Here is a 26,287-nt window from a genome sequence, read left to right as displayed (position 1 = left end):
TCCTCGAAAGAGGCGGGGAAGCAGGGCCGGCCCCGCCCGCCCACGGGTGGGCGGGCGGGGCCGACTCGCTGTCAGAGTTGCTGGTCGGGGCCGATCCGGGTCGGGTCCTCGTCGAGGCGACCCGCACCGGTGACCGGCTTGCCGTCGTTGGCCGCCACCCCGGCCGCGCTGGCCGTGCCGCCGAGGCGCACGATCATCGCGTCGGCGTCGCGGACCAGGGTGTCCCGTACGTCGGTGTCGGTCACCAACGCCGGGTCCGTGGCGAGCCCCTTGAAGGCGGTCAACTGCTGCACCGCCCGCTTGTCGCTGCCGGTGGCCTCGGACAACCGCGCCGCGTCCAACTTGTTGGTCAGCTTGCGGTGCGCCAGGTTCGACAGCCGGCCGGTCGACTTGAACCGGTCGATCAGGTTCTGCATGTCCCGGAACGACGTGGTCACGTAGAACCGGACCGTCGAGGCGGTGGAGTTGCCCGCCTTGTCGGTCGCCGTCACCGTCAACTCGTGCATGCCCAGCGGCAGGGCGTACATCACCTGCACGGTGTCGTTGGCGTACGGCTGGCCGTTGAGCGTGCCGACGACCGTCTCGATGCCGGAGGTCGGGTCGACCGCCTGCCACGAGACGCGCACGTCCTGGCTGTCGCCGTACAGTTGGCCGTCGGCCAGCCCGGAGATCAGCAGGGTCGGCTTGCTGCCGTCGATCTTGACCACGGCGGACTTGAGCGCCTCGACGTTGCCGACGGCGTCGGTGGCCCGGTAGAGCAGCTCGTGCTCCCCGTCGCCGCTGATCGCCACCGGCTCGGTGTACGGCGTCCAGTCGCCATCGTCGAGCGACCACTCCAGCAGGGCCACCCCGGAACCGGCGTCGGTCGAGGTGAGCACCACCGGGATGGTGCCGTCGTGCCAGCCGTTGTCGTTCGCCGGGGCGAACTGCGCCGAGCTGACCGGCGCCGTACCGTCGATCTTGATGGTGACGGACTTGGCCTGCTCGACGTTGCCGGCGGTGTCGGTGGACCGGAACCGCAGCTCGTGGCTGCCGTCGCCGGTCACCGTCACCGGACCGGTGTACGCCGTCCACCCGGTGTCGTCGTCGAGCGAGTACTCGGTGCCCGCCACCCCGCTGCCGCCGTCGTTGTCGGTGGCGTCCAGGGTGACCGTGACGTCCCCGGCGTAGAAGCCGTCGACCGGCTCGCCGGATCCGGTGACCGTCGCGCTGGTCACCGGTGCGGTGGTGTCCTCCTCGGTCGGCTCCGTGCTGAGCCGGAAGTAGTCGAACGAGGCGGTCTTCGACGCCGTCTGGTTGGCGCCGAGGGTGAACACCCCGACCTTCGGGGCTGCGCCGACCGCCGTGCTGGTCAGCGAGTCGAACGTCGTCCAGTCGGTGCCGTCCGCCGAGTACGCGGCCGTGAAGGTGTCACCGGTGCGCGACACCCGCAGGTGCCACACCCCGGAGGTCAACCCGGTGACCTGCGGCTGCGGGTCCTGTACCACCGCGTCGATCTCACTGCGGAACTCGATCCGCCGGCTGACCGCCGCACCGGCCGCGTTGTCCGTGACGAAGTCCAACTTCAGGTAGTTGTCGTCGTCGGCGTACACCAGCAGACCTGCCTGCTGGTACTGCTCGTCGAGCAGGCTGGCGTCGACCTTCGTCTCGATCGTCCAGTCGCCCTCGGGAGCGGTCTGCAGGATGAAGTTCGTCGGCCCGGTGTTGCTACCGGTGTAGATGTCACCGTTGGGCACGTCGATGCGCAACGCCCCGTCGACGACCCGGTACGCGGCCGCGTCCTCCCGCACGATGGCGTCCCACCGGCACTTGTCCAGCGAGCTGCCGTCGAACTCGTCGGACGCCTCGACCGGCCCGGCCGGTGCGTCCGGCGTGAACTGGAACCAGTCGAATACCGCGTCGACCACCGGCGCCACGGTGCCGCCGTTGAGGGCGAACATTCCGATCTGCGGGTTGTCGATGCCGGCGAGCGTCGCCGCCCGCCCGACCGGGGTGAAGGTCTGACCGTCGGGCGACATCTCCGCCGTGACGTTCGTCCCGTCGCTGGTCAACCGCAGGTAGATGGTGTCACCCGCGGGTGCGGCGGTGGCGTCGGTGCCCTCGTTGCGCGGGGTGCCGGCGGTCTCCCGGATGAACTCCACCCGGCGGCTGCCGGAGTGGAGCACGTCCAGCTTGGCGTAGTTGTCGTCGTCGCCGTAGAGCAGCAGGCCAGCCTGCTGGTAGTTGGCGGTCACCGGCAATGTGACCTTGGTGGTGGCCTGCCAGGCGCCGCTGGGCAGCGGCTGCAGGACCAGGTTGGTGGCGTCGTTGCGGGTGCCGTACAGGTCACCGACGCCGGTCGGCAACAGCAGCGCGCCGTCGGCGACCGAGTAGAGCTGGTTCTCCCGGACGATCGTCCACCGGTCACGGTCCAGCTCGTCACCGAGGAAGTCGTCCGAGCGCGCCCCGAAGCAGGACGTGTTCGGTGCCTCCACCCTGATCTGGGCGTACGCGGACGACACCGCGCCCCGAGCGTCGGTCACCGTCAGCACGGCGGTGAAGGTGCCGGGTACCGCGTATGTGTGGCTGGCCGCCAGGGTGTCGGCGGTGCCGCCGTCACCGAAGTCCCAGGCGTACGTCAGCGGAGTGTCGCCCTCGGCGTCGGTCGCCGTACCGCTGAACTCGACGGTGACCGGCGCGGTGCCGGACGTCGGGGTCGCGGTCACGCTGACCTGCGGCGGCGCGTTGTCGGTCACGCCCCGGCCGATGAAGTCCATCCAGTTGACGTTGAACAGCGAACCGGTGCCGCCGGCCGGGTCCCGGGCGACGAAGAACAGCGTTCCGCTGTCCAGCGCGCCGGTGACCGGTGCGGTGACGTCGGTCCAGGACTGCCAGCCACCGGTGCCCGGTACGGTCGCCGTGGCCACCAGCGGGCCGTCGGCCGCGTCGGCTCGGACCTCGATCCGGCCTCCGTTGACCGCGGAGGCGACCCGGAACCGGATCTCGTCGATGCCGGTCAGGCTGGCCGGGTCGACCGACCACCAGTCGCCGTCCTCGATGAAGCCGATGTTCTGGCCGCCGCCGGTCGGGTCGCTGGTGGTCTCCAGCTGTACGCCCGGGTCACCGCCGCCGGTGGAGCCGGCTACCCGCCCGGTCACCGTGTAGTACTCGGCCTGCTTGCGCTTGGGCTGCAGCAGTTCGATGGCCCGGCCGGTGAGCGGCCCGGCACCGCCGACGCCACCGTCGTCGGTGTAGGTGGCCTCGAAGACGGTGAAGACGTCCGCTTCCGCGCCGTGGCCGTCGGCGAGCTGGGTCTGTACCACGCCGGAGCAGCCGGTGTGCTGCTCCAGCGGGTGGGCGTGCTCGTCGTGGCCGAGCAGCACCTGCAGCTGCACCCGGTCACAGTCGATCTCGCCGTCCTCCGGGTCGGTGACCGTGATCGTGTACTGGACCTGGTCACCCCAGTTGAAGAAGCCGCCGGCCGGTGGGAAGGCGATGGTCACCGTCGGGGCGGTGTTGCCGACCGTCACCGGTACGTTGGCCACCGCGGTGCGCCCGTTGGGGTTGGTGACGGTGAGCTGCGCGGTGTAGTTGCCCGCTTCGGCGTACGTGTGGCTCGGGTTGGCCTGCTCCGAGGTGCCGCCGTCGCCGAAGGTCCAGGCATAGGTCAGGGTGCCGCCGTCCGGATCACGTGATCCTTCGCTGGAGAACTGGACGGTCAGTGGTGCCGGTCCGGAGGTCGGCGTGGCGCTGGCCTGGACGATCGGCGCCCGGGCGCCGGCGATGTAGTCGATCCGGTAGATCCCGGAGTCGTCGTTGTTGCCGCCGAAGCCACTGCCCCATTCGATCAGGTACATCGCGCCGTCGGGGCCGAACTCGAAGTCCATCGGCCGGATCATGTTCATTCCGGCCAACAGCTGGTTGATGTCGACCAGTTCGGTGCCGTCGGCGGTCACCTGCATGGTGTACATCTTGGACTGGTTCCACTCGCCGAGCAGCGCCTTGCCGTCGTAGTAGGCCGGCCACTTGCGGTCGGAGACCAGCTCGGCGTCGTAGCGGTAGACCGGTCCGCCCATCGGTGCGCCGCCGCCCCCGATCTCCGGGTAGCGCGGGTCACCGCCGTAGCCGTAGTCCACGGTTGCCGCGATCGCCGCCGGCAGGTTGGTCAGGCCGGTGTTGTTGGGGGAGTCGTTCACCGGGGCCGAGCAGTCAAACTTCGCGCCGCTCGGGCCGGACGGGAACTGGTAGTCGTTGTACGCCTCGTTCGTCCCGGTGCAGTACGGCCAGCCGTAGTTGCCGGGGGTGTCGACGATGTTCCACTCGACCAGACCTCGGGGGCCCCGGTTCGGGTTGTCGGCACCGGCGTCCGGGCCGTAGTCGGCGACGTAGAGGGTGTCGGTGGCCGGGTCGATGCCCATCCGGAACGGGTTGCGGAAACCCATCGCGAAGATCTCTGGGCGGGTCTGCGCGGTGCCCGGTGCGAACAGGTTGCCCTGCGGAATGGTGTACGACCCGTCGTCCTCCGGGTGGATCCGCAGCACCTTGCCGCGCAGGTCGTTGGTGTTGCCGGAGGTGCGCTGCGCGTCGTAGTCCTGCCGGCCGGCCCGCTCGTCGATCGGGGTGTAGGCACTCGACTCGAACGGGTTGGTGTTGTCCCCGGTGGCCAGGTAGAGATTGCCGTCGCTGTCGAAGGCCATCGTGCCACCGGCGTGGCAGCAGGTGTTGCGCTGGGTGTCGACCTGCAGCACGATCTGCTCGCTGGCCGGACTGATCGTGTCCGCGGTGACGGTGAACCGCGACAGCAGGTTGCGGGCGACGCCGTCGTTGCGGGCGTAGTAGAGGTAGACCCAGCCGTTGTCGGCGAAGTCCGGGTCGAGCCGGATGCCGATCAGCCCGTCCTCGTTGCCGGTGAAGACGTCCAGGTCGATTGCGGTGACCGTGCTGCCGGTGTCCGGCTTGACGATCTGCACCCGCCCGTCGCGTTCGATGTAGAAGACGCGGCCGTCGGGGGCGACGTCCAGCTCCATCGGGTTGCTGGTGTTGCTGTCCAGGGTGATCTTCTCGAAGCTCTCGGTCAGCGAGGCGCCGCAGTCGGAATCGACCACGCCGGCCACCGACTGGATGCCACCGAGCAGGTGGTCGAGGAACTCCGGCTCGGCGAACGACTCGTTGGTGTGGCCGCCGCCGGTGTACCAGGACTGGCCGCCGTCGTAGTCACGGCACCAGGCGATCGGATGGTCGGCACCCATCGCGCCGGCGCCGGCGGTGTAGGTGGATTCGTCCAGGCTGGCCAGCACGTGCACGTCGCCGCGTGGGTTGGTCTGGAAGTTGTACCACTCGTCGTAGCGCGACCACCGCGCCGGCAGCCCGTCGGTGGACGGGTGCGCCGGGTCCTCCACGTTGACCGTGGCGCTCTGGTTGGCCGGGTGGTTGGCGAAGTAGGCACCGACGAGTTCGCCGTACCAGGGCCAGCTGTATTCGGTGTCGGAGGCGGCGTGGATGCCGACGTACCCGCCGCCGGCCTGGATGTAGCGCTCGAACGCGGCCTGTTGGTCGGGGTCGAGAACGTCGCCGGTGGTGGAGAGCCAGATGACCGCCCGGTAGTTGGCCAGGTTGTCGTCGGTGAAGGCGGCGCTGTTCTCAGTGGTGTCGACGGTGAAGCCGTTGGTGGCACCGAGCTGCTGGATCGCGGCGATGCCGGTCGGGATGGAGTCGTGCCGGAAGCCGACGGTCTTGGAGAAGACCAGCACCGAGTACGGGTCGTCGGCTGCGGCGGCGGGCGCGGGTTGGGCGACTGGCGGCTGGTCGACCGGCGCGCCTCCCGGGTTACCGGGGGCGGCCTGTGCGGTGTGGGTACCGAGCAGGACGGTCGACAGGAGGGTGATCGAAAGCAGGGCAGCGGTCATGGGGCCGCGCGCGACGTGGCGTCGGCGGGTTCGGGACACGTGGTCTCCTCGTCCTGGTGAACAGGTCATCCCGGGCCAACCCGCCGATGGCCGCCCGAGGCGGCTCGGTGCGCACGCTGCCACGACGCCCGCATCGATTTTGTAAAGCCGCTGGACAAATTAGGGACTGGAGACTGTGTTTCCGGCAAGAGCTGTTCGTGTAACGGTTTCGTAACCGCCCCTGCGTGTCGGTCAATTCAGGAACAAGCCGGGCATCATCGCCAGCGCCGCGAACCGGATCGACCGGCCGACGAAGCAGACGACGGCGAAGACGACCGCCCGCACCTTCGTCCCCCCGGCCAGCACCGTCGTCACCAGCAACGGCGGGATACCGAAGACGGCGCTGGCGAACAACGTGGGCACCAGGAAGGCAGGCTCGTAGAGCCGGCGGTGCTCCCGGGCCACCCAGCCGAACCAGACTTTCAGCCGGCCCCGCAGACCCTGCGGCAGACGCGCGGCAAGCGACGCCGCCGCCCGGCGTACCCGGCCGGGCCGTGGCCGGCCGTCCACCGTCGGGCGGGTCGCGGTCCGCTTCGCCAGCCACTGGTTCAGCCTCGGCGAGCGGATCACCCCCCGGGTGGCCAGGAACATCGCCACCTTGGGGCCGGTCTGGCCAAGTGCCGCGGCGATCCCCAGCGGTAGCGGATGGTACGACGTGGTGGCGGTCAACGCGACGAGGTACGGCTCGACCGGAGTCACCGGTGACACCGCCGACACCGCCCCCAGGGCCAAGGTGGCCAGGAGTACGGCGATCACGAGACGGCTGTGCGTACGCCCGGAACGGTGAGGGCGAGTGGGAGCCTGGCAACGACGACGATCGAGACGATCTTCATTGCGGCGATCGTCAACGCGAACACCACCGGGTACACCGGCGACGGCGCAGCCGCGACCAGCACCACCAGCCCGCCGGTGTTCAACGCCTTCGCCGCCGGCGACCAGTTGTACCGGTAGACCTGTGGATGCACCAGGTGGAAGTAGTTCGGGCTGAGCACCGGCCAGCGCAGGAAACTCAGGCTCAGCAGCAGGTCGACCAGGACGAACTGGGCGAGGAAGATGCCCAGCGGCACGCCCATCGACGGCAACTGCAGGATCAACGCGGCGACGACCACCAGGCAGCAGACCCGGTCGCAGACGATGTCATAGACCGCACCGACGCGGGTCTCCTGGCCCAGCAGCCGGGCCACCAGTCCGTCGAGAATGTCGCCCACCCAGTAGCAGCCGATCGCGGCGGCGGTGAGCACCGCGCTGTCGCCGACGATGGCCAGCACCCCGAGCCAGACCGCGACGACCGTCCGTACCGTGGTGATCAGGTTGGGCACGTTGACGATCGGGCCCCGCGGGCCGGTCACGTAGCCGTGCGGGACATCGGCGCTGCTGCTCCCAGGCGAGCCGGTGTCCCGGATTTCCGGAGACGAAATGGCAGCCCCCGCCTTCACTCGTCGTGCCGCTTGTAGACGGCCAGACCGTAGCACAGCGAGGCGAGCCGGCCGCTCCATCGAAATCGGGGTCAGGGAACCCGCCGCTACACAGGCTCCCCGACCCCGAATCGGTGTCACATCCGCAGCTGCGGCCAGTCGAGCACGTCTGCGGCCAGCGCCGCGACGGTGGCGAGCAGGCCCAACCGCGCCTGCCGCAACCTCGGGTCCTCGGCCATTACGAACACGTCGTCGAAGAAGTCGTTCACCGGGCCGGTCAGCGCACCGGCGATCTCGGTGAACCGGCCCAGATCGGCGCCGTGGTCCAGGTCGGTCTGCACCTGCTTGACCACCTCGTGCAGGCGCACCTCGGCCGGCTCGGTGAGCAGCGCCGGATCGTACTCGGCGGCGACCTCGGCCGGCACGATCCGCCGGGCCCGCTGCAACGCCTCGGCCAGCGCCCGGAACTGCTCGTCGGCCAGCAGCCGGTCCAGCTGGGCCAGCAGCCGGTCCATCAGGTGCGGCCGGTCGGCGTGCGGCAGCACCGCCCGCACCCGGTCCACCGGCTGGCCCTCCTCGGTCAGCAACTGCTCGACCCGGCGGGTCAGGAACTCGGCGATCTCGGCGAGCACCCGGTCGTCGACTTCGACCGGCTGCAACCGGGCCGCCGCCGCGAGCCCTGCGGTCAGCGAGATCCCGGCCAGCCCCGGCTGGGCGCGGTGCACCGCCAGCAGGCCCAGCACCGCTCGTCGGATGGCGAACGGATCACTGCTGCCGGTCGGCAACCCGACGGTGGCGGCCAGCCCGGTCACCAGGTCGAGCCGGTCGGCCAGCGACAGCAGCCCGCCGGGCAGGGTCTGCGGCAGCTGGTCACCGGTGCTGCGCGGCAACTCGGCCTCGAAGATCGCCTGGGCGACCGCCGCCGGCTCACCGGCGTGCTCGGCGTAGTCCCGGGCCATCACCCCGGCGAGGCTGGTCATCTCGGTGACCATCTGCGAACCCAGGTCGAACTTGACCAGCTCGGCACCGCGCAGCAACGTCCGCCGGTCGGCCGCCGACACGTTGATCATGCTGGCCAGCTCGCCGGCCAGCGCGGCGATCCGGTCGGCCCGGTCCGCCATCGACCCCAGCTTGTCGGTGAAGGTCAACCGGCTCAACCGGGACCGCAGCTCGGCCAGCCCGACGGCCCGGTCGGCGCGGTAGAAGAAGGCCGCGTCCTCATAGCGGGCGCGCAGCACCGCCTCGTTGCCGGCCCGGACCAGGTCGGCGTCGATCACGCCGTTGGCGACCGCCACGAAATGCGGCAGCAGCGCCCCGTCGGCGTCGCGCACGGGCAGATACCGCTGGTGCTTGCGCATCACCGTCGCCAGCACCGCCTCCGGCAACTCCAGGTAGCGCTGCTCGAAGGCGCCCAGCAGCGGCGTCGGCTGCTCGACCAGGTCGACGACCTGAGTGAGCAGACCCGCCTCGGCGGCCAGATCGACCTGCCCGGCGACAGTGGTGGACAACTCGTCGGTCGCCGCCGAGATGATCGCGCGGCGTTCGTCCGGGTCGACGACGATACCGGCGTCGCGCACCGTGGCCAGGTAGCTCTCCGCGTCGGACACCTCGACCGTCGGCGCGGCGGCGGTGCGGTGCACCCGGGTGGTCCGGCCGGCGGCCAGGGTGGACACCTCGACCGGCACCACCTGCCCACCCCAGAGGGCGAGCAGCCAGCGGACCGGTCGGGTGAACGCCAGCTGCGGATCCCGCCACCGCATGTTCTTCGCCGACCGCAGGCCGGTCACCACCCCGGCGAGGACCTCGGTGAGGACCTCCACCGCCGGGCGGCCGGGCTCGTCACGCAGCACCGCCAGATGCGGTACGCCACCGATCTCGACCTGGGCCAACTCGGCCACCTCGACGCCCTGGGACCGGGCGAAACCGGCGGCGGCCGGGGTGGGCGTGCCGTCCGGGCGGAACCCGGCGGCGACCTTCGGGCCGCGTACCGTGCGGGTGTGGTCGGCCTCGCGGGCGGCGACCGCGTCGACGACCGCGACCAGCCGGCGCGGGGTGGCCAGCACCTGGACCGCACCGTGGGCCAGCCGGGTCGCGGCCAGCCGGTCGGTGACCAGCTTGGCCAGCTGCTGGCGGCCCGAGCGCACCTCCGCTGGCGGCATCTCCTCAGTGCCGATCTCGAACACCAGCTGTCGGGTCGGGCCGGACTCAGCGGGCGGCGCGGCCGACCGGTCGGCCTGCCCGGCCGGCGACGGCGACACCACCCCGAGCGGGTGACCGAGCTCCTCGCGGCGGCGGACCCACAGCTGGGCCACCTCGCCGGCCAACCGGCGCATCCGGGCGAACTCGGTGGCCCGCTCCGCGGTGGAGACCGCACCCCGGGAGTCGAGCACGTTGAACGCCTGCGAACACTTGAGGACGAAGGTGTGCGCCGGCACCGGCAGCCCGGCGTCGATCATCCGTTGCGCCTCGGCGGCGTACAGGTCCAGCAGCTGCCGGTTGGTGGCGACGTCGGCGTCGTCGAGGTAGTAGCGCGACATCTCGTACTCGCCCGGGCCGAAGATCTCGCCATAGGAGACGCCGGGGGCGTACTCGATCTCCTTGAAGTGGCGCACGCCCTGCAGCGCCATCATGATCCGCTCGATGCCGTAGGTGATCTCGACCGACGGCACGTCCAGGTTGATCCCGCCGGCCTGCTGGAAGTAGGTGAACTGGGTGATCTCCAGCCCGTCCAGCCACACCTCCCAGCCCAGCCCCCAGGCGCCGAGCGCCGGCGACGCCCAGTTGTCCTCGACGAAGCGCACGTCGTGTGCGGCCACGTCGATGCCGAGTGCGGCCAGACTGCCCAGGTAGAGCTCCTGCGCGTCGCCCGGCTCCGGCTTGAGGATCACCTGGAACTGGGTGTGGGTCTGCACCCGGTTCGGGTTCTCCCCGTAGCGGGAGTCATCAGGGCGCACCGACGGCTCGACGTACGCGACCCGCCACGGCTCCGGCCCGAGCACCCGCAGGAAGGTAGCCGGGTTCAGCGTGCCGGCGCCGACCTCGGTGTTCATCGGCTGGACCGTCAGGCAGCCCTGCTCGGCCCAGTACGCCGCGAGGCGGGCCAGCGCGTCCTGCATCGTCAGCACGATTACTCCCCAGGTCGGAGTCCCCAGGTCGGGAACGGCCGGCGGGTCGAGCGGCCCGGACCGGCGGCGGATGATTCCGGGCCATTCTATTTGCCCCGCCGAGGACGGCCGAACGGCCGGTAGTCGTCCCTGCCCAGGCCCGGCCGAACGCACTGGTCCCGCCGAACGCCGGTCAGCCTTTCAGGCCCCACGCGTGGTAGCTGTCCACGGCGAGCCACGCCGAGACCCGTGGGCTCTCCCGGCTCGGGTACGGGTCCCCGGTGTAGTGCCGCGCCAGCAGGTCGATGTCGGCCAGGTCGGGGTCGTCGACCAGGGTGACGCTGCCGTGCAGACTGACGTGCCGATACCAGGACTCGTCGTCGAGCACGGTCAGCGACACCCGTGGATCCGTCCGCAGATGCGCCAACCGTTTGCGGCTGGCGTCGAGGTTGAGCAGCACCCGGCCGTCGATCCACCGATACCAGGTCGCCACGGTCACTGGCGCCCCGGCCGGATTCACCGTGCCCATCACCGCCGGATTTGGCCGTTCCAACATCTCGATCAGATGCTGCGGCAACGGGGGCTTCGCCATCGGTGGATCCTCTCTGCTGACGCGGCGGTCGGGGTGCTACGGCCACTCTACGGTCGGAACCCGCCCTCAGAGCTGGTCACGCAGGCTTTCGATGCGCTCGGTGATTAGAGCCCGCAGTTGGTCGAGTTCCTCGGTCGCCGCCTGAGCGTCCTGGCCGTCGATGGTGGTCAGGACGGCGGCCAGGCCGTCCAGCGTGGCAGTCGCCGCGCCGCTGGCGTACATCTGCTGGTAGAGATCGCGGTACGCGGCCTCGTACACCTCGGTGAACGCCTCGCTGGCCAGGAAACGCTCCTTGAGCGGGTGCCCCGTCATGCGGCCCCCCGGCCCGCCGCCTTCCCCCACGGTGGCAGGCCGGCCGAGGCCACCCATGCCGATGGCGTCGTGCGGCCCGGACGTGGCGTCGCCGCTGAACGTCAGGTTGTGGTCCCAGCTGATCACCGTGAACTTGCGGGTATCCAGGTCGTGGTACAGGTAGTAGTTGCGCCCCGGGCCGGCCATGTCGTCGAAGTTGAGCAGCAGGTTCTGCGCGGCGACGTAGCGGGCGAAGGACTCGACGTCGACATGGTCGGCCAGTTCGGCGTCGAACTCCTCGTCCGAGGCCTCGGACAACCAGCGGATCAGGTTGATCACCGGCTGCAGGTCCTGACTGCCGGTCAGATTGATCTGCTTGAAGTCGTCCTGGTACTCGACCAGATCCTCGCCCTGGTAGTCGAACGACCCGGAAGCCAGCGACTTGTAGAGCACCCCGCTTGTGCCGACCCCGGCGGCGTACTGCTCGTCCGGGTGTTCGACGACGAGTCGGGCGGTGGTCGGCCGGTCGTTGACAGTGAACGAGGTGTACGCGTACCGCTGGGTGGTCATTGCGGCGGTGGCCAGCAGGGACAGCGCCAACGCCTCGTTGGCGACGGCGGCACCGCCGCCCATCCCGCCGACGCGCACCGCGACCTCCTGCAGCCCCTGGTAGCGCCGGCCGTCGACGAACTCGTCGAAGCTGATCAACCAGGGAAGGGTCTCCGGCTCCTCGGCCGCGAGCCCGGCCATGCCCATGCCCATGCCCATGCCACCACCGGGCCCGTTGCCGCCCTGCGGCGCGCCGCCGGGCTGGCCCTGACCGCCACCGAACTGCCGGCCGCCACCGAACCGGCCTTCACCACCGCCGGGCGGGCCTTCGCCCCCGCCGAACTGGCCGCCGGTACGCTGGGCGGTTTCCCCGTCGCGGGTCAGTCCGCTCAGCGTGGAGTTGCCCTTGAGCCGGATGCCCACGCTCGGAATCGCCGTCCCGTCGACGACGAGGTCGGCCGCCAGGTACTCCTTCTCGCCGTCGTCGAAGTAGGCGTCGAGCAGCCGTTGGTAGTCGTCGTCGCGGAAGACCAACGAGAACTCGTGTGCCACCGTCGAGTCGAACAGGTCGACGGTGCCGGCGATGTCGATCGTGACCACACTCGTCGCGCTGTCGGCCGCGCTGGTGACGTAGGGCCGGATCCGAGTACTGCCCAGCACGACCGTGATCACCAGCAGGAAGGTCGCGCAGGCGGCCAGCAGCCGGTAGTTGTGCCGAACGCGGACCGGGATCCGATGTCGCAGTCGTCGTCGGGCCATCACAGGTCCGTCTGGTCGTAGCCGGTGAGTACGGTGACCCGCTGCCCGGCGGTCAGCTCACTCAACGCCGCGATCAACTCACCGGGTTCGGAACCCTTCTTCAGCCGGACCGTGTACATCAACTCGGTCAACGCTCCGCCCCGGATCGATTCCATGCTCACCAGCTCGAACTCGGAGGTCAGCCGCAGCAGCACGTCCTGGATGCCCTGGGTGTGGTCGCCGTCCGGCGGCACCTGCACCTTGACCACCTGCCGTTGCACGTTGAGCGCGAACCAGTCGAAGCGGTCCATCACCACGATGATCAGGCAGATGGCGACCGTCGCGATCACCGCGAGCAGGTAGAACCGGGTGCCGCAGGCCATCCCGATGCCCATCACCAGGAAGATGAAGCCGACGTCGCGGGTTTCCTTGATCGCGTTGCGGAAGCGGACCACCGACAGCGCTCCGACCAGCGCGAACGCCCGCGCGATGTTGGAACCGACGACCAGCATGATCAACGAGATCAGCATGCCGAGGATGATCAAAGTCTGTACGTACGACTGGCTGTACGAGACGTTGCGGTGGGTGGCCCGGTAGACCCAGCCGATGATCGCGCTGAGCACGAACGACAGCGCGAGGGACGCGGCGATGTCGCCCAGGCTGAACGTGCTGGACAGGTCCTGGAAGGTGATTTCCACGTCGATTCAGTCCTTCGCCGATGCGCCGGTGGTGAGCAGTTCGTGGCCCGACCGGTCGACGACCGGTGCGGGTTCGTCGTCTGGCACGTGGAACACCGACCGGGGTGCCCGGCCGAACACCTCCACGCTCTGGCAGTACTTGCTGACCCGGACCACCGACAGGTTGGCCTCGGCGGCGAGGTCGGTCAGCCAGTACGGGACCCGTTCGTTCGCCTTCACCTCCATGATCGAACGCGACGGCGGCACGATGAACCGGTTCTCGGCGTCGGCGCCCAGGTGGAAGTCCCGGTCGCGGCCGCGTACCCGGGTGTCCAGAGTGACCCGCAGCCCCAGGTCGGCGCCGGAGCCGACGAACGCCTGCCGCTGGTAGCCGGTGATTGCCGTCGGACGCAGGTCCAGCCGACTGACCAGCCCGAGCACCTCCTGCACGAAGGCCCGCTGCGGCTCGGAGTGTTCGATCATCGCGCGGGCGTCGCAGAGCTGACGGGCGAGCCGGTACGGCACGGCGATCCGCCGCTTCTGGGTCACCCGGTTGACCCGCTGCTTGATCTCCACGTACACGGTCGTGTCGTCGTCGATGCCGGTCCGGTCGCCGTAGTGCCGGATCCGGATCTTGCGCCGGAACCGCAGACCTTCGATCTTCTCCCAGTAGAAGCGCAGGTCGTCGGTGTCGTAGTAGACGCTCCACACCCCGTACCCGCCGACCCCGGCGTGGCTGTCGCGGCCGAGTCGGCGGGCGAGCCGCTCGCGCAGCGCGGGCACCGCCGCGTTGTCGACGAGGTACTTGATCTCGTACCGGTTGAAGGCGTGCAACCGGGTGGCACCACGCAGGGCATGTCCGGCCCGTTCAGCTCCGGATTCAGCTCCGGGACGGGTCGCTGTCGGTGCCGCCGATTCGGGGCGCATAGGCAGGTCCTCACCTTCGGGTAGGGCGGATTCGGTGCGAAGGTGAGGAGACACCACGCAGATCAGAACAACCGCGGAACGAACTGCAAACTAGAGGTGCACGGAGGCGTCCGACTGGAGGTACGCGAGGTGACCGGCGGTCCGGGCGGTAGCGGGCGACTGACCGGGTATCCACAGCCGGCTCCCAGCCGGCTCCGAGGCACGGCCGGTATTCATAGGGAATGTCCTCATCAGCCGCGACCGAGCACCCGACCGGCACCGGACCCGACCGGCCGCCCCGGATCCTGGTGGTCGACGACGAGCCGAACATCGGCGCCCTGCTCGCCGCCACGCTGCGCCTGATCCGGTTCGATGTACGGGTCGTCGACGGTGGCCGGGCAGCGCTGGTCGCGGTCGAGGAGTTCGACCCGGACCTGGTGGTCCTCGACGTGATGATGCCGGACATCGACGGTTTCGAGGTGGCCCGCACGATGCGCCGGGGCGGTCGTCGACACGTACCGGTGCTGTTCCTGACCGCCCGCGACGCGGTGCAGGACCGGATCGCCGGGCTGACCGTCGGGGCCGACGACTACGTCAGCAAGCCGTTCAGCCTGGAGGAGGTGGTGCTGCGAATCCAGGCGATCCTGCGGCGCAGCGGCGTCGCGACCGTGCCGGAGTCCGCCGGCCGGGTGCTGTGCTACGCCGACCTGGAGCTCGACGAGGACGCCTACGAGGTGCGCCGGGCCGGTCGGCGCGTCGACCTGTCACCGACCGAGTTCAAACTGTTGCGGTACCTGATGGTCAACGCCGGCCGGGTGCTCAGCAAGAGCCAGATCCTCGACCGGGTGTGGAGCTACGACTTCGGCGGTGACGGGCGTATCGTCGAGTCGTACGTCTACTACCTGCGCAAGAAGATTGACCAGCACGAGCCGGCACTGATCCACACCGTTCGCGGCGTCGGCTACACGCTGCGGCTGCCCCGGGCGGTCGACGGCTGATGCGGCGCCGTCGGTGGTCGCACCGGGCCCTGCGCCCGCGTCGGTGGTCGCACTGGACCTTGCGGTCCCGGCTGGTGCTGGCGACCGCGGTGCTCACCGCCGTCGCGCTGGTCCTGGCCAACTCGGCCGGCCTGATTCTGCTCCGACGTAGCCTCACCGACCGGATCGACGAGCAGCTGTCGTCGATGGGCCGGCCGTTCGCCGGAGCCGCCCCGCCATCGCTCGACTCCGACGGGCGACGGCCACGGATGTTCCCCGGGCCGGCGCTGCAGCCCGCCCAACTGGTCAGGTTGTACGAGGCGGACGGCTCCTCTGCGGAGGAGTTCTCCTCCGATCCGGAGATGTCCCCGCCGGAGCTCGACGACTTCGCGACCCTGGTCGAGGCCGCCGCCGCCGGGCGGCCGTTCACCGTGCCGGCGGTTGACGGCGACGGCTCGTGGCGGGTGCTCGCCATCGCCCGCGCCGACGGGGGAGTCACGGTGGCCGCTGTCTCGCTGCGCCAGGTGGACGCCACCGCCGACACCCTGCTGGTCATCGACGTCGTCGTGGTGCTGATGATCCTGCTGTTGCTCGGCATGGTCGCGGCGGCGACGGTGCGGCTCGGGCTGCGGCCGCTGACCCGGATGGAACAGATCTCGGCCGAGATCACCGCCGGTGATCTGTCCCGGCGGGTGGTCGACGACGCCGACCCGCACACCGAGGTCGGTCGTCTCGGTGGGGCGCTGAACTCGATGCTCGACCGGATCGAGGCCGAGGTCGCCGCCCGTACCGCCTCCGAACAGCGGCTGCGTCAATTCGTCGCGGACGCCTCGCACGAGCTGCGTACCCCGCTCACCTCGATCCGCGGCTTCGCCGAGTTGTACCGGCGCGGCGGGGCGGCCCCGGGTCCCGAACTCGACGAGGCGATGCGTCGGATCGAGGCCGAGGCGGCCAGGATGGGTCTGCTGGTCGAAGACCTGCTGCTGCTGAGTCGGCTGGACCAGCGTCGGGTGCCGGTACGGCGACCGGTCGACCTGCTCGCCGTCGCCGCCGACACGGTCCGCGACGCGCACGCCAGGGCGCCGAATCGTACGGTCCGGTTCGCCCCGGCCGAGTCCGGCACCGTGGCCACCCCTGACCTGCAGCCGGTCTCGGTGCCCGGCGACGAACCGGAACTGCGCCAGGTGGCGGCCAACCTGGTGGCGAACGCGTTGCAGCACACCGGACCGGGCGCCGAGGTGACCGTCCGGGTGGGGTGCTTGCCATCGTCCGGCGCCGTACCGCCGGGTCGGCGGATCGCCGCGGTCGGCCGGGACCTGCCGGCGCACGTCTCGCTGGCGGTGTTCGAGGTGGCCGACGACGGCCCCGGCGTACCGGCGGCGCACGCCAGCCGGATCTTCGAGCGGCTCTACCGGGTGGAACCGAGCCGCACCCGGGCCAGGGGCGGCGGATCCGGGCTTGGGCTCGCCATCGCTGCGGCCATTGTGGACAGCCACGGCGGGCGGATCGAGCTGTTCGAACGACCCGGCGGCGGCGCGGTGTTTCGCGTACTGCTGCCGGTTTCGCTGTTGTGCCGGCCCTCGGCGGCCCCCATGCTGTAACCGGGTCGGTGCGCGGTCCGCTGTGGCCGGCCGGAGACTCGAGGAGTTCAGTTGCCCCGGCGCGTACTGACCGGCTACCTCGCGGTGCAGGCTGCCCTCGGGGTCGCGGTGTTCGTGGCGCCGGCCGGTGCCGCGCTGTGGTGGGGGCTGATCGGCGTACTCAGCGTGGTCGCCGTCGGCTGGGGGATTCGCCGGCACCGGCCACCCCGCCGCCGTCCGTGGTTGTTGCTGGCCGGCGGCGTTTCGACGTTGGCGATCGGCGACGTCTGCTACGAGCTGTCGATCCGGGCGGCGGACACGGTCGGTGAGCCGCTGGCAGTCCTGGCCGACATCGCCTACCTCGCCACGTTCGGGCTGCTGGCGGCCGGCGTACTCAGCCTGACCCGCATGACGGTGGCGCTGCGTGACCGTTCCGGCCTGCTGGACACCCTGGTGCTGGTCCTCGTTACCGGGCTGATCACTTGGATGCTGGTGGTGGCACCGGTGTTGGCCGATGTGGACCTGCCGGCACCGGAGAAGGCGCTGCGGGTGGTGCACAGCATCGGTGGGGTGCTCGTCGTGGTGGTGATGCTGCGACTGACGGCCGCCGCCTGGCGGGACCCGACAGTGATCGCGTTGACCGTCGGCGCGACCGGGATGCTCGTCTCCGACGTGTGCTACGCCGTGGCGGAGCTGGGTGCCGGTTGGCAGCCGGGCGGCCCGGCGGAGCTCGGCTGGTACGCGTTTTACCTGAGCTGGGGCGTCGCCGCCTTGCACCCGAACATGGCGCGGTTGGCCACGCCGGCGGATCCGCGTCCGCAGGACATCGCCGCGATGCGGATCGGCCTGGTCACGTTGACCTGCCTGACGGTGCCGGTTCTGCTGGCGATCCAGGCGTTCACCGACGGTCCGGCTGACCTGGCCGATGGACTGGTCGCCGCGGCGGTCGCCGGGCTGACCACGCTGCTCGCGGTGACCCGGGTCGCCGACTCGGTCGCCGGGCACCGTGACGCCGTGCATCGGGAACGTTCGCTGCGGGCGGCGGGAACCCGGCTGCTGTCGGCCACCACCACAGTGGAGGTGGCTGACGCGCTGCGCTGGTCCGTCGCCCGGTTGTTGCCCCCGAAGACCCGACACGAGCTGGTGTTCGCGATCTATCCCCCGGCGGTCGAGTCCGGCGCCGACCAGGTCGACGTCGAGGCGTGGGCCGGTTGGCAACCGCAGGTCGTGATCGGTCACCGGTTGCCGGTCGACGCGGCCCGACGCCGTTGCCGGGTCGTTCCGACCCGGCTGCTGCATCCGGAGTTGGCGAGTCGCCTCGGATCGGCCCCGGCTACCCTGGTGGCCTCGCTCGCGGCCCCGGCTCCGTCGGCGGGCTCCGGCACGGCGCTGCTGGTGACGGCCACCGACGGTGTGTTGACCGCCAGCCAGGACGCGATCGAGGTGCTCGCCGGCCAGGCCGCGCTGGCCCTGCACCGGATGGCGGCCACTGAGGAGTCGGCCCGCCGGGACCGGGACCGGTACCTCAACCTGGTCGCCGGCAGCACCGGCGACGCCGTGATGATCATTGGCTCGGACGGGCGCGTCCGTTATGCCAGTCCGCCCTGCGGCCAGCTGCTGGGGGTCGAGCCGCAGATTCTCGCCGACTGGCACGACGTGCTGCACCCGGACGACCAGCCGCAGATGATCCGGCTGCTGGCCGAGGCCGGCGAACGGGACGACGGGTCGGCGGCGGGTGCCCAGTGGGTGTTGCGCCGTCCAGACGGCAGCCACGTGCTGCTGGAGGTCCGCTGTCGGGATCTGCGCCAGGTGCAGGGTGTCCGCGGGCTGGTGCTGACCATGAGCGATCTGGCGGACCAGCGGCGGCGGGATTCCGAGCTGGCGCGGCGGCGGCTCGACCGCAGCGCACCGGGCCAGAACCGGCGCAGCCTGCGGCACCGGTTCCGGTGACAGCTGACGGTTAGCGCGCTACCTAGATCCGGTAATATTAGGACTTGTCCAAAATTATTGCTTTCGGCTGTTGTGCCGGCCAGTGCGGAAGGTCAAACATCCCGCCGCTGGCCCGTTGTGTCACCCGGCCCCGCCTGGTTAATATTTTCTTGCGCGCCCCTATCGCCCGCTTCCCCCGTGGCAGGCGATCGGGGCGCGCTTTTCTGTGACTGACACCCTGCCGCCGCTTCGTCCCTACTGGTCTGCGGAGCTGCCCGCCGCCGAAAGGCACAGAGGACACAGGGCGGCCTTCAGTCCATGATCGGCTGACCCGAGTCCGCTGCACCGCCCGGTTTCACCGGGGCCGCCGGCTCAGATCCAGCGGCCGCCCAACCACATCCGCGACGACCAGTCCTCGTACGGCAGCGCCTCGCCGACGAAGATCGGATAGAAGTACGCGAAGCAGATCGCGACCAGCAGCAGGTACGCGCCAACGATCACCGCACCCACCATCCGACGATCACTGCCAGTCGGATCCGAGACCGCCGGCTGGCCGTACGGCGTCACGATCGCGCCGAGGACGTAGGTCACCGCCAGCACGAGGAACGGCAGCGCCGGAGCGGTGTAGAAGGAGAACATCGTCCGGTCGTCGGCGGCGTAGTAGAACCAGGGCAACAGACCGGCCCCGGCCCCGGCCAGGATCGCCCCGGCCCGCCAGTCGCGCCGTGCGACACCGAGCCAGAGCAGCGCCGCCAGCGCGGGCAGGAACGACCACCACAGCAGCGGCGTACCCAGCAACAGCACCTCCTCGGCGCAGCTGGGCGCGCCGCAGGCGGCCTGGTCGGTCCAGTGGAAGGCGACCGGTCGGCCCAACAGCAGCCATTGCCACGGCCACGACTGGTAGCGGTGTTCGGTCTCCAAAGTGCTGTGGAAGCCGTACGCCTGGGTGTGGTAGTGCCACAGGTTCTGCAGTGCGCCGAGGAACGGCGGCTCCGACATGCCGTTGTCCGCCCGGTAGTGCCGCAGGTAGCCGCCGTCGGTCCCCAGCCAGCCGGACCAGCTGACGATGTACGTGCCGAGGATCAGCCCTGCGCAGAGCACGAACCAGCCAGCTTCGTCGACGACCGTGTCGCGCCACGGTCGGCGGACCCCGGCCGACCGGCGGGCACCGACCTCCCAGAGCAGCACCAGCAGGCCGAAGACCGGAATGAACCACAGCGCGCTCCACTTGACCGCCAGCCCACAGCCGAGCAGAACCGCCGCGAGCAGCCGCCACCACGGCACGCCGAACGGCGGACGGCCCGCCCGGCCCGGCTGGCTGGGGTCGAGCCCATTGTCGATGGCCCGCAGCCAACGGCGGCGGGTCCAGTCGCGATCGACCACCAGCGCGGCGAACCCGGCGAGCACGAAGAAGGCCAGGAAGATGTCGAGCAGCGCGGTGCGGGACAGCACCAGATGGAATCCGTCCAGGGCGAGCAGCAACCCGGCGGCGCAGCCGAGGGCGGTGGAGCGGAACAGCCGCCGGGCCGTCCTGGTGATGATCAGGACCATCAGGATGCCGGTCACCGCCGCGGAGATCCGCCAGCCGAACTCGGTGAAATCGAAGATACGGATGCCGATACTGATGATCCATTTACCCAGGGGTGGGTGCACCACGTACGCGGGGGTGTTGTTGGTCTCGTCCCACTCGAAGCCGTACGCCAGCAGTTCGTTGCCTTCGTTGGCGTAGTAGACCTCGTCGAAGATCAGGCCCGGCGGGTGGCTCAGATTGAGCAGCCGCAGCACCCCGGCGATCACCACGACCACGACGGTGGCCAGCCACGACCACGGCTCCAGCCAGCTGTCCAGCGGGGCCAGTCGGCGCCGCAGCACCGCCGGCAGGGCGCCCTCGCCGGCAGAGTGCGCGGCGGCACCGCCGGTCGGGTCGACGCCGTCGGACCGGCTGCGGCCCGTCGGGTCGGTTTCCGTCGAGCCGAGGGCCGCCGGGCTGGCCGGTCGAGTCGTCACGCCCGCCGCCGCTGGCTCACCGCTTGTCGCTTCCGAAGCTGCCGCCGAGATCACCCAGTGATCGTAGGCCGCCGACCCCCGATTAGGGGACCGTCGGGCACCAGCTGCCATCACGAGTCGTCGATATCTCTCACCAACCGGTGATCAGGAATCCCGCGCCCAGCAGTGTCGGCGCCGCCAACGCCACCAGCGTCGCGCCCCGGCGGGCGGGGGCGGTGGCCAGTCGCCGCGCGCCGCTGCCCCAGACCAGCAGCACCCCCAGCAGCAGGATCAGCGCCCATCCGACGACCCAGCGCAGGTGCAGGACGACCTGGTCCGGGTCGACGTACGCGGTGTCCCGCTCGTGGTGCAGCATCCGCGCCGGGAACCGGTCGTCCGCCGCCTCGTCGGCCGGCGGTACGCCGAGCAACCGGACCGGGTCGACCGTCAGACCGGTGTGCGAGACGAACACGCCGAGGCACCGTTGCCGCAGCCCCTCTCCGGTGCAGCCGGTCACCGTGGCGGTGCCGGCCGTACCCCGGCCGACGGCCAGCCACAGCGGCTCGGCGCTGACCCAGCCGAGAAACGCCGCTGCCGCGCAGACGACCAGGATCCAGCTCAACCCGGTCGCCGGCCGCCGGGCCGGGCGTCGTCGTCGCGCCGGCACCTGCCGGGGCGGAGTACGGCCAACCGGCACGACGCGTGCGGGAGCTGCGGCCGGGGCGGGTGCCGAGGTGGGAGCCCCGGCCGGGGCCGGGGGCACTTCGGATTCGGGCACCAGATCTTCGTCGGCCGCAGGCTCCGGTGCGGCCTTGCGCAGCGGGACGGGTGGGACGTGCGGCGCCGAGCCGAGCGCCGGGTTGGTGGTGCCGCCGTGCCACCAACTGCCCTCCGGGCCGGGTGCTGCCCAGGGGCTGGGCACCTTTCGTCGCGGTGGTGTGCGGCGCTGCGGCACCCGCGGCTGCTCGGCAGCCGCCTTCCGCGTGGGCGTCGCCGCCTCCCGATCTCCGCCAGACTCCGGTACGGCTGATTCCCCGGTCACCTCGTCATTTGACACCCCGGACAGCGGTGCCAGGGCGAAGCCCTCGGGCGTGTCGCGCATCGGTGACCTACCTCGGCGACTCGTCCCGCTGGTCAACCCGTTCGCGTACGGGCGGTGACAATCATTAGGCTGGGGCCATGAGTCACGTTCTCGCGGCGGTCGCCTGGCCCTATGCCAACGGGCCCCGCCACATCGGCCACGTTTCCGGCTTCGGCGTTCCGTCCGACGTGTTCAGCCGGTACATGCGGATGGCCGGCCACGACGTACTCATGGTTTCCGGCACCGACGAGCACGGCACGCCGATCCAGGTGCAGGCCGACCGCGAAGGGCTCAAGCCCCGGGAGCTGGCCGACCGGTACAACCGGGTGATCGTCGAGGACCTGCACGGACTCGGGCTCTCCTACGACCTGTTCACCCGGACCACCACCGGTAACCACTACCAGGTGGTCCAGGAGCTGTTCGAGGCCCTGCACCGCAACGGCTACATCGTGGCGAAGACCACGCTCGGGGCGATCTCCCCGTCCACCGGGCGGACCCTGCCCGACCGCTACATCGAGGGCACCTGCCCGATCTGCGGCTACGACGCCGCCCGGGGCGACCAGTGCGACAACTGCGGCAACCAGCTCGACCCCGTCCAGCTGATCAACCCCCGTTCGAAGATCAACGGGGAGACGCCGAACTTCGTCGAGACCGAGCACTTCTTCCTGGACCTGCCGGCGTTCGCCGAGGCACTCGGCAAGTGGCTCGACTCGCGCGACGGCTGGCGGCCCAACGTGCTGCGGTTCTCCCGCAACCTGCTCGACGACCTGCAGCCCCGGGCGATCACCCGGGACCTGGAGTGGGGAGTGCCGATCCCGTTGGAGGGCTGGCGCGAGCGCGGCGACAAACGGATCTACGTCTGGTTCGACGCGGTCATCGGCTACCTGTCCGCCTCGATCGAATGGGCCCGCCGATCGGGTGACCCGGACGCCTGGCGGCGCTGGTGGACCACGGACGACGAAGGCAAGGACGCCCGCGCCTACTACTTCATGGGCAAGGACAACATCGTCTTCCACTCGGTGATCTGGCCGTCGCTGCTGCTCGGCTACTCCGGCGAGGGCGGCCGTGGCGGCGAGCCCGGCCAGCTCGGCCGGCTCAACCTGCCGACCGAGGTGGTCTCCAGCGAGTTCCTCACCATGGAGGGGCGCAAGTTCTCCTCCTCGCGTCAGGTCGTCATCTACGTCCGCGACTTCCTGGCCCGCTACGACGCCGACGCGTTGCGCTACTTCATCGCCGTCGCCGGGCCGGAAAGCCAGGACACCGACTTCACCTGGGCCGAGTTCCGCCGCCGCAACAACGACGAACTCGTCGCCGGCTGGGGCAACCTGGTCAACCGGTCGATCTCGATGGCCGCCAAGAATTTCGGCGCCATCCCACCGATCGACCCGGCCGGGCTGACCGAGGCCGACGAGGCGCTGCTGGCAACCGGCCGGGCCGGGTTCGCCGCGGTGGGGGCGCTGATCGAACGGCACCGGCAGAAGCAGGCCATCGGCGAGGCGATGCGGGTGGTCGCCGAGGCCAACCGCTACCTCTCCGAGCAGGCGCCCTGGAAGCTCAAGGCCGACGCGGACAAGCCCCGGATGGGCACCATCCTGCACGTCGCCCTGCAGGTGGTCGCCGACGCGAACACGCTGCTCACCCCGTTCCTGCCGCACTCCGCCCAGCAGATCCACGAGCTGCTCGGCGGCACCGGCGTACACGCGCCGATGCCGAGGATCGTCGAGGTGGACGACCTCGACGGCGGTCCGGCGTACCCGATCCTGACCGGCGACTACCAGGTGGGTGCCCGGTGGGAATCCGCGCCGATCGAGGCCGGCCGGCCGCTGGCCGCGCCCAAACCGGTGTTCCGCAAGCTCGACGAGTCGATCGTCGACGAGGAGCTGGCCCGACTCGACCACTGATCCGACGGTGGTCGCTGTCTACCTGGGTGGGCTGCTGCTCGGCCTCGGCCTGATCATGCCGATCGGCCCGCAGAACGTCTTCGTCGTCGACCAGGGGCTGGCGGTCGGCCCTGCTCGTCTTCGGCGCTGTCTTCCTCACCTACCTCGGCGTGCGGTCCGTCCGTACCGCCGGCGGTCAGCTCGCCGTCGGCGCGCCGGACGGACCGGGGATGGCCGCCCAGGCCCGCCGCCATCTGACGCTCCGGGCGATCGCCTGGTTCGACCGGCTGTCCGGCGCGATCATGTTGGGCTTCGCCGGCTACTTCGTCGTCGAGCTCGTCCACCTGGTCAGCGGGTGACGGCGCTGGCCGGGCGTCCGTGACGCCGTCGCGCGGAGAGCTCACGGTCACTTCGCCGAAGGTGGTGGCCTCGTTACCCACTCGCCTGAACTGCTCGTAACCAAGGGATGTCATCGCCGAGGGCGGGTCGGTGAACCGCCTGAATCCGGGCGTGTGATGCTGTCCACGATGACCTCGATCCGTAGTCGTGCTGGCCAGGACCCAGCGGGAGCTGTCTCGCAAGGCCAAGGGCTCCAACAACCGGGCCTCGTCGAAGACGTGCTCGACGTGCGGCGCGATGCGCAACAGGCTGTCGTCGAACGTTCGCTCGTGGACCTGCCCGTGCGGCAGTACCCACGACCGGGCTGTAGACGCGGCGAAGGTGGTTCTGGCGGCCGGGCTGGCCGTGTCGGCCTGCGGAGATGGTGTGAGACCAGCCCGCACCTAGTGTGGGAGGGCAGTCGTCGATGAACCAGGAAGGTCCGACCGTGAGGTCGGAATCCCCCGGCCCCGGCCGTGGGGAGGAAGTCAAGCAGCCAGCTGAGACCCGCCGGCAACGGGCGGCCCGGCGTACCGGTGAATTCCCGCCGGCACCCGCGCCGCTGCCGGTACCGGTGATCGACAGTCACACCCACCTCGACCTGACCGTCGCCGAACCGGGCGCACCTGGCCGGGACACCGGCGACGACCCGGTCGCCACCCTGGTCGCCGGGGCCGCTGCGGTCGGCGTCGACCGGCTGGTCCAGGTCGGCGTCGACCTGGACTCCTCGCGCTGGGGTGCCGAACTGGCGGCGCGGGTGCCGGCGGTGGTCGCCACGGTGGCGCTGCATCCCAACGAGGCGCCCCGGCTGGCCGACCTGGACGAGGCGCTGCGCGGCATCGAGGCGCTGGCCGCCGCCGACCGGGTACGCGGCGTCGGGGAGACCGGGCTGGACCACTTCCGGACCGGACCGGACGGGCTGGCGGCGCAGGAGGCCAGCTTCCGGGCGCACATCGCGATCGCCAAGCGGTACGGCAAACCGTTGGTGATCCACGATCGGGACGCCCACACCGACGTGCTGCGGGTGCTCGACGACGAAGGCGCACCGGCCACCGTGGTGATGCACTGCTTCTCCGGTGACGCCGACTTCGCCGCCGAGTGTGTCCGCCGTGGCTTCGTGCTCAGCTTCGCCGGCACGGTGACGTTCGGCAACGCGGCGGCGCTACGGGCGGCGGCCGGGGTGACCCCACTGGACCAGCTCCTGGTCGAGACCGACGCGCCCTACCTGACGCCGATGCCGCACCGGGGCCGGCCGAACGCCTCCTACCTGATCCCGCACACCGTCCGGTCGTTGGCCGAGACCACCGGTGCCGACCTCGACGAGCTCTGCGCGGCGATCTCGGCGACCGGCGAGCGCGTCTTCGGCCCGTGGTGACCCGGTGACCGAGCTGCTCGGCCCGGCGCGGCTGCGGGAGCTCGCCACCAGCCTCGCGGTGGCACCCACCAAGCGACTCGGGCAGAACTTCGTGCACGACCCGAACACCGTACGGCGGATCGTGGCCGCCGCCGAGCTGCCGGCCGGGTCGGTGGTGCTGGAGGTCGGCCCGGGTCTCGGCTCGCTGACCCTGGGCCTGCTCGACCAGGTACGCCACCTGCACGCGGTGGAGATCGACCCGGTGCTGGCCGGCGCGTTGCCGCAGACCGTCGTCGACCACGGCGGGGACCTCGGCCGGCTGACCGTGCACACCGCCGACGCGTTGCGCATCACCGCCGCCGATCTGGGCGAACCCGCGCCGACCGCGCTGGTGGCGAATCTGCCGTACAACGTGGCGGTGCCGGTGGTGCTGCACCTGCTCGCCGAGCTGCCGAGCCTGCGTAGTGGACTGGTGATGGTGCAGAAGGAGGTCGCCGACCGGTTGGTCGCCGGCCCGGGTTCCCGGACGTACGGCATCCCGTCGGTGAAGCTGGCCTGGTACGCCACGGCCCGGACCGCCGGCAAGATCCCGCCGAGTGTGTTCTGGCCGGTGCCCAACGTCGACTCCGGCCTGGTGGCGTTCGTGCGGCGGGAGCCGCCGTCGATCCCGCCGGGCGAGACGGCCGACCGGTTCCGCCGGCGGGTCTTCGCCGTCGTCGATGCGGCTTTCGCGCAGCGGCGCAAGACCCTGCGGGCGGCGTTGGCCGGCTGGGCTGGCGGCGCCGACAAGGCGGCCGCGGTTCTCGTGGCGGCCGGGGTGGACCCCGCCGCCCGTGGCGAGGCGCTGACCGTGGCGCACTTCGCATCGATCGCCGCGGCAGCGCAGCTGGCCGCTCCGCCGGCCGAGTAGGCTGGCTGCCGTGATC

At 70.7% G+C, this 26,287-nt stretch carries 18 protein-coding genes; 8 read left to right on the top strand and 10 right to left on the bottom strand.

Annotated elements, in window-relative coordinates; genetic code table 11:
• Positions 1–71: 71 nt before the first annotated feature.
• The 8 genes from ACFHVL_RS03405 to ACFHVL_RS03370 all read right to left on the bottom strand — a co-directional run bounded on the left by ACFHVL_RS03405 (position 72) and on the right by ACFHVL_RS03370 (position 14,217).
• Positions 72–5,924 (bottom strand): ThuA domain-containing protein, encoded by a 5,853-nt coding sequence (locus ACFHVL_RS03405; RefSeq protein ID WP_416625440.1) that lies wholly within the window; start codon positions 5,922–5,924, stop codon positions 72–74.
• 192 nt (positions 5,925–6,116) lie between these two features.
• Entirely contained in the window at positions 6,117–6,680 is a 564-nt protein-coding gene (locus tag ACFHVL_RS03400; protein ID WP_416625439.1) for a hypothetical protein, read from the bottom strand.
• On the bottom strand, positions 6,677–7,273 hold the full coding sequence (locus ACFHVL_RS03395; protein WP_416625438.1) for a CDP-alcohol phosphatidyltransferase family protein: 597 nt from the start codon (positions 7,271–7,273) through the stop codon (positions 6,677–6,679). Before ACFHVL_RS03395 ends, ACFHVL_RS03400 begins: the two co-directional genes overlap by 4 nt.
• A 203-nt stretch (positions 7,274–7,476) precedes the next feature.
• Positions 7,477–10,455: a glycine--tRNA ligase gene (locus tag ACFHVL_RS03390; protein WP_416625665.1), complete on the bottom strand. Its 2,979-nt coding sequence runs from the start codon at positions 10,453–10,455 to the stop codon at positions 7,477–7,479.
• Positions 10,456–10,636: 181 nt separating this feature from the next.
• Positions 10,637–11,035, bottom strand: a complete 399-nt coding sequence (locus ACFHVL_RS03385) for a TIGR03618 family F420-dependent PPOX class oxidoreductase (protein ID WP_416625436.1) — start codon at positions 11,033–11,035, stop codon at positions 10,637–10,639.
• 66 nt (positions 11,036–11,101) lie between these two features.
• Positions 11,102–12,634: a CotH kinase family protein gene (locus ACFHVL_RS03380; RefSeq protein ID WP_416625434.1), complete on the bottom strand. Its 1,533-nt coding sequence runs from the start codon at positions 12,632–12,634 to the stop codon at positions 11,102–11,104.
• Positions 12,634–13,311, bottom strand: coding sequence for a DUF4956 domain-containing protein (locus tag ACFHVL_RS03375; protein ID WP_416625432.1), 678 nt, complete (start codon positions 13,309–13,311; stop codon positions 12,634–12,636). The genes ACFHVL_RS03380 and ACFHVL_RS03375 overlap by 1 nt, the downstream gene beginning before the upstream one ends.
• Positions 13,312–13,317: 6 nt before the next feature.
• Entirely contained in the window at positions 13,318–14,217 is a 900-nt protein-coding gene (locus ACFHVL_RS03370) for a polyphosphate polymerase domain-containing protein (protein ID WP_416625430.1), read from the bottom strand.
• Positions 14,218–14,438: 221 nt separating this feature from the next.
• Here ACFHVL_RS03370 and ACFHVL_RS03365 point away from each other — a divergent pair, with 221 nt between their 5' ends.
• The 3 genes from ACFHVL_RS03365 to ACFHVL_RS03355 are packed head-to-tail and all read left to right on the top strand — an operon-like array spanning position 14,439 to position 18,703.
• Positions 14,439–15,194, top strand: a complete 756-nt coding sequence (locus tag ACFHVL_RS03365; protein ID WP_416625428.1) for a response regulator transcription factor — start codon at positions 14,439–14,441, stop codon at positions 15,192–15,194.
• Positions 15,194–16,774: a sensor histidine kinase gene (locus tag ACFHVL_RS03360; protein ID WP_416625427.1), complete on the top strand. Its 1,581-nt coding sequence runs from the start codon at positions 15,194–15,196 to the stop codon at positions 16,772–16,774. Before ACFHVL_RS03365 ends, ACFHVL_RS03360 begins: the two co-directional genes overlap by 1 nt.
• Before the next feature lie 51 nt (positions 16,775–16,825).
• Positions 16,826–18,703 (top strand): PAS domain S-box protein, encoded by a 1,878-nt coding sequence (locus ACFHVL_RS03355; protein ID WP_416625425.1) that lies wholly within the window; start codon positions 16,826–16,828, stop codon positions 18,701–18,703.
• Positions 18,704–19,054: 351 nt separating this feature from the next.
• Here ACFHVL_RS03355 and ACFHVL_RS03350 read toward each other — a convergent pair whose 3' ends face one another.
• Both ACFHVL_RS03350 and ACFHVL_RS03345 read right to left on the bottom strand, forming a co-directional pair.
• Entirely contained in the window at positions 19,055–20,800 is a 1,746-nt protein-coding gene (locus ACFHVL_RS03350) for a dolichyl-phosphate-mannose--protein mannosyltransferase (protein ID WP_416625423.1), read from the bottom strand.
• Positions 20,801–20,819: 19 nt separating this feature from the next.
• Entirely contained in the window at positions 20,820–21,770 is a 951-nt protein-coding gene (locus tag ACFHVL_RS03345) for a hypothetical protein (protein WP_416625422.1), read from the bottom strand.
• Between the two features lie 77 nt (positions 21,771–21,847).
• Here ACFHVL_RS03345 and metG point away from each other — a divergent pair, with 77 nt between their 5' ends.
• The 5 genes from metG (at position 21,848) to rsmA (ending at position 26,271) form a co-directional block, all read left to right on the top strand.
• Positions 21,848–23,650: a methionine--tRNA ligase gene (metG, locus tag ACFHVL_RS03340; RefSeq protein WP_416625420.1), complete on the top strand. Its 1,803-nt coding sequence runs from the start codon at positions 21,848–21,850 to the stop codon at positions 23,648–23,650.
• Between the two features lie 149 nt (positions 23,651–23,799).
• Positions 23,800–23,988: a hypothetical protein gene (locus ACFHVL_RS03335; RefSeq protein WP_416625418.1), complete on the top strand. Its 189-nt coding sequence runs from the start codon at positions 23,800–23,802 to the stop codon at positions 23,986–23,988.
• Positions 23,989–24,175: 187 nt separating this feature from the next.
• Complete coding sequence (locus tag ACFHVL_RS03330) at positions 24,176–24,415, top strand: zinc ribbon domain-containing protein (RefSeq protein ID WP_416625416.1); 240 nt, start codon at positions 24,176–24,178, stop codon at positions 24,413–24,415.
• Between the two features lie 40 nt (positions 24,416–24,455).
• Positions 24,456–25,382, top strand: a complete 927-nt coding sequence (locus ACFHVL_RS03325) for a TatD family hydrolase (RefSeq protein ID WP_416625414.1) — start codon at positions 24,456–24,458, stop codon at positions 25,380–25,382.
• Between the two features lie 4 nt (positions 25,383–25,386).
• Positions 25,387–26,271 carry a 16S rRNA (adenine(1518)-N(6)/adenine(1519)-N(6))-dimethyltransferase RsmA gene (gene rsmA / locus ACFHVL_RS03320; RefSeq protein ID WP_416625412.1) on the top strand — a complete coding sequence of 295 codons (885 nt, stop codon included), beginning with the start codon at positions 25,387–25,389 and terminating at the stop codon, positions 26,269–26,271.
• The last annotated feature ends 16 nt before the right edge of the window (positions 26,272–26,287 follow it).

It is taken from the genome of Micromonospora sp. LOL_023 (genome assembly GCF_048060115.1).
Lineage (GTDB): Bacteria > Actinomycetota > Actinomycetes > Mycobacteriales > Micromonosporaceae > Micromonospora_E.
The sequence above is the reverse complement of the archived record's forward strand: the minus strand, read 5'-3'. Positions and strand labels throughout refer to the sequence as shown.

Excerpts from the sequence above, each read along its gene's own strand:
- ACFHVL_RS03390 (WP_416625665.1), bottom strand. The coding sequence starts at position 10,455 with ATGCAGGACGCGCTGGCCCGCCTCGCGGCGTACTGGGCCGAGCAGGGC.
- ACFHVL_RS03385 (WP_416625436.1), bottom strand. The coding sequence starts at position 11,035 with ATGGCGAAGCCCCCGTTGCCGCAGCATCTGATCGAGATGTTGGAACGG.
- ACFHVL_RS03380 (WP_416625434.1), bottom strand. The coding sequence starts at position 12,634 with ATGGCCCGACGACGACTGCGACATCGGATCCCGGTCCGCGTTCGGCAC.
- ACFHVL_RS03370 (WP_416625430.1), bottom strand. The coding sequence starts at position 14,217 with ATGCGCCCCGAATCGGCGGCACCGACAGCGACCCGTCCCGGAGCTGAA.
- ACFHVL_RS03365 (WP_416625428.1), top strand. The coding sequence starts at position 14,439 with ATGTCCTCATCAGCCGCGACCGAGCACCCGACCGGCACCGGACCCGAC.
- ACFHVL_RS03360 (WP_416625427.1), top strand. The coding sequence starts at position 15,194 with ATGCGGCGCCGTCGGTGGTCGCACCGGGCCCTGCGCCCGCGTCGGTGG.
- ACFHVL_RS03350 (WP_416625423.1), bottom strand. The coding sequence starts at position 20,800 with ATGGCAGCTGGTGCCCGACGGTCCCCTAATCGGGGGTCGGCGGCCTAC.
- ACFHVL_RS03345 (WP_416625422.1), bottom strand. The coding sequence starts at position 21,770 with ATGCGCGACACGCCCGAGGGCTTCGCCCTGGCACCGCTGTCCGGGGTG.
- metG (WP_416625420.1), top strand. The coding sequence starts at position 21,848 with ATGAGTCACGTTCTCGCGGCGGTCGCCTGGCCCTATGCCAACGGGCCC.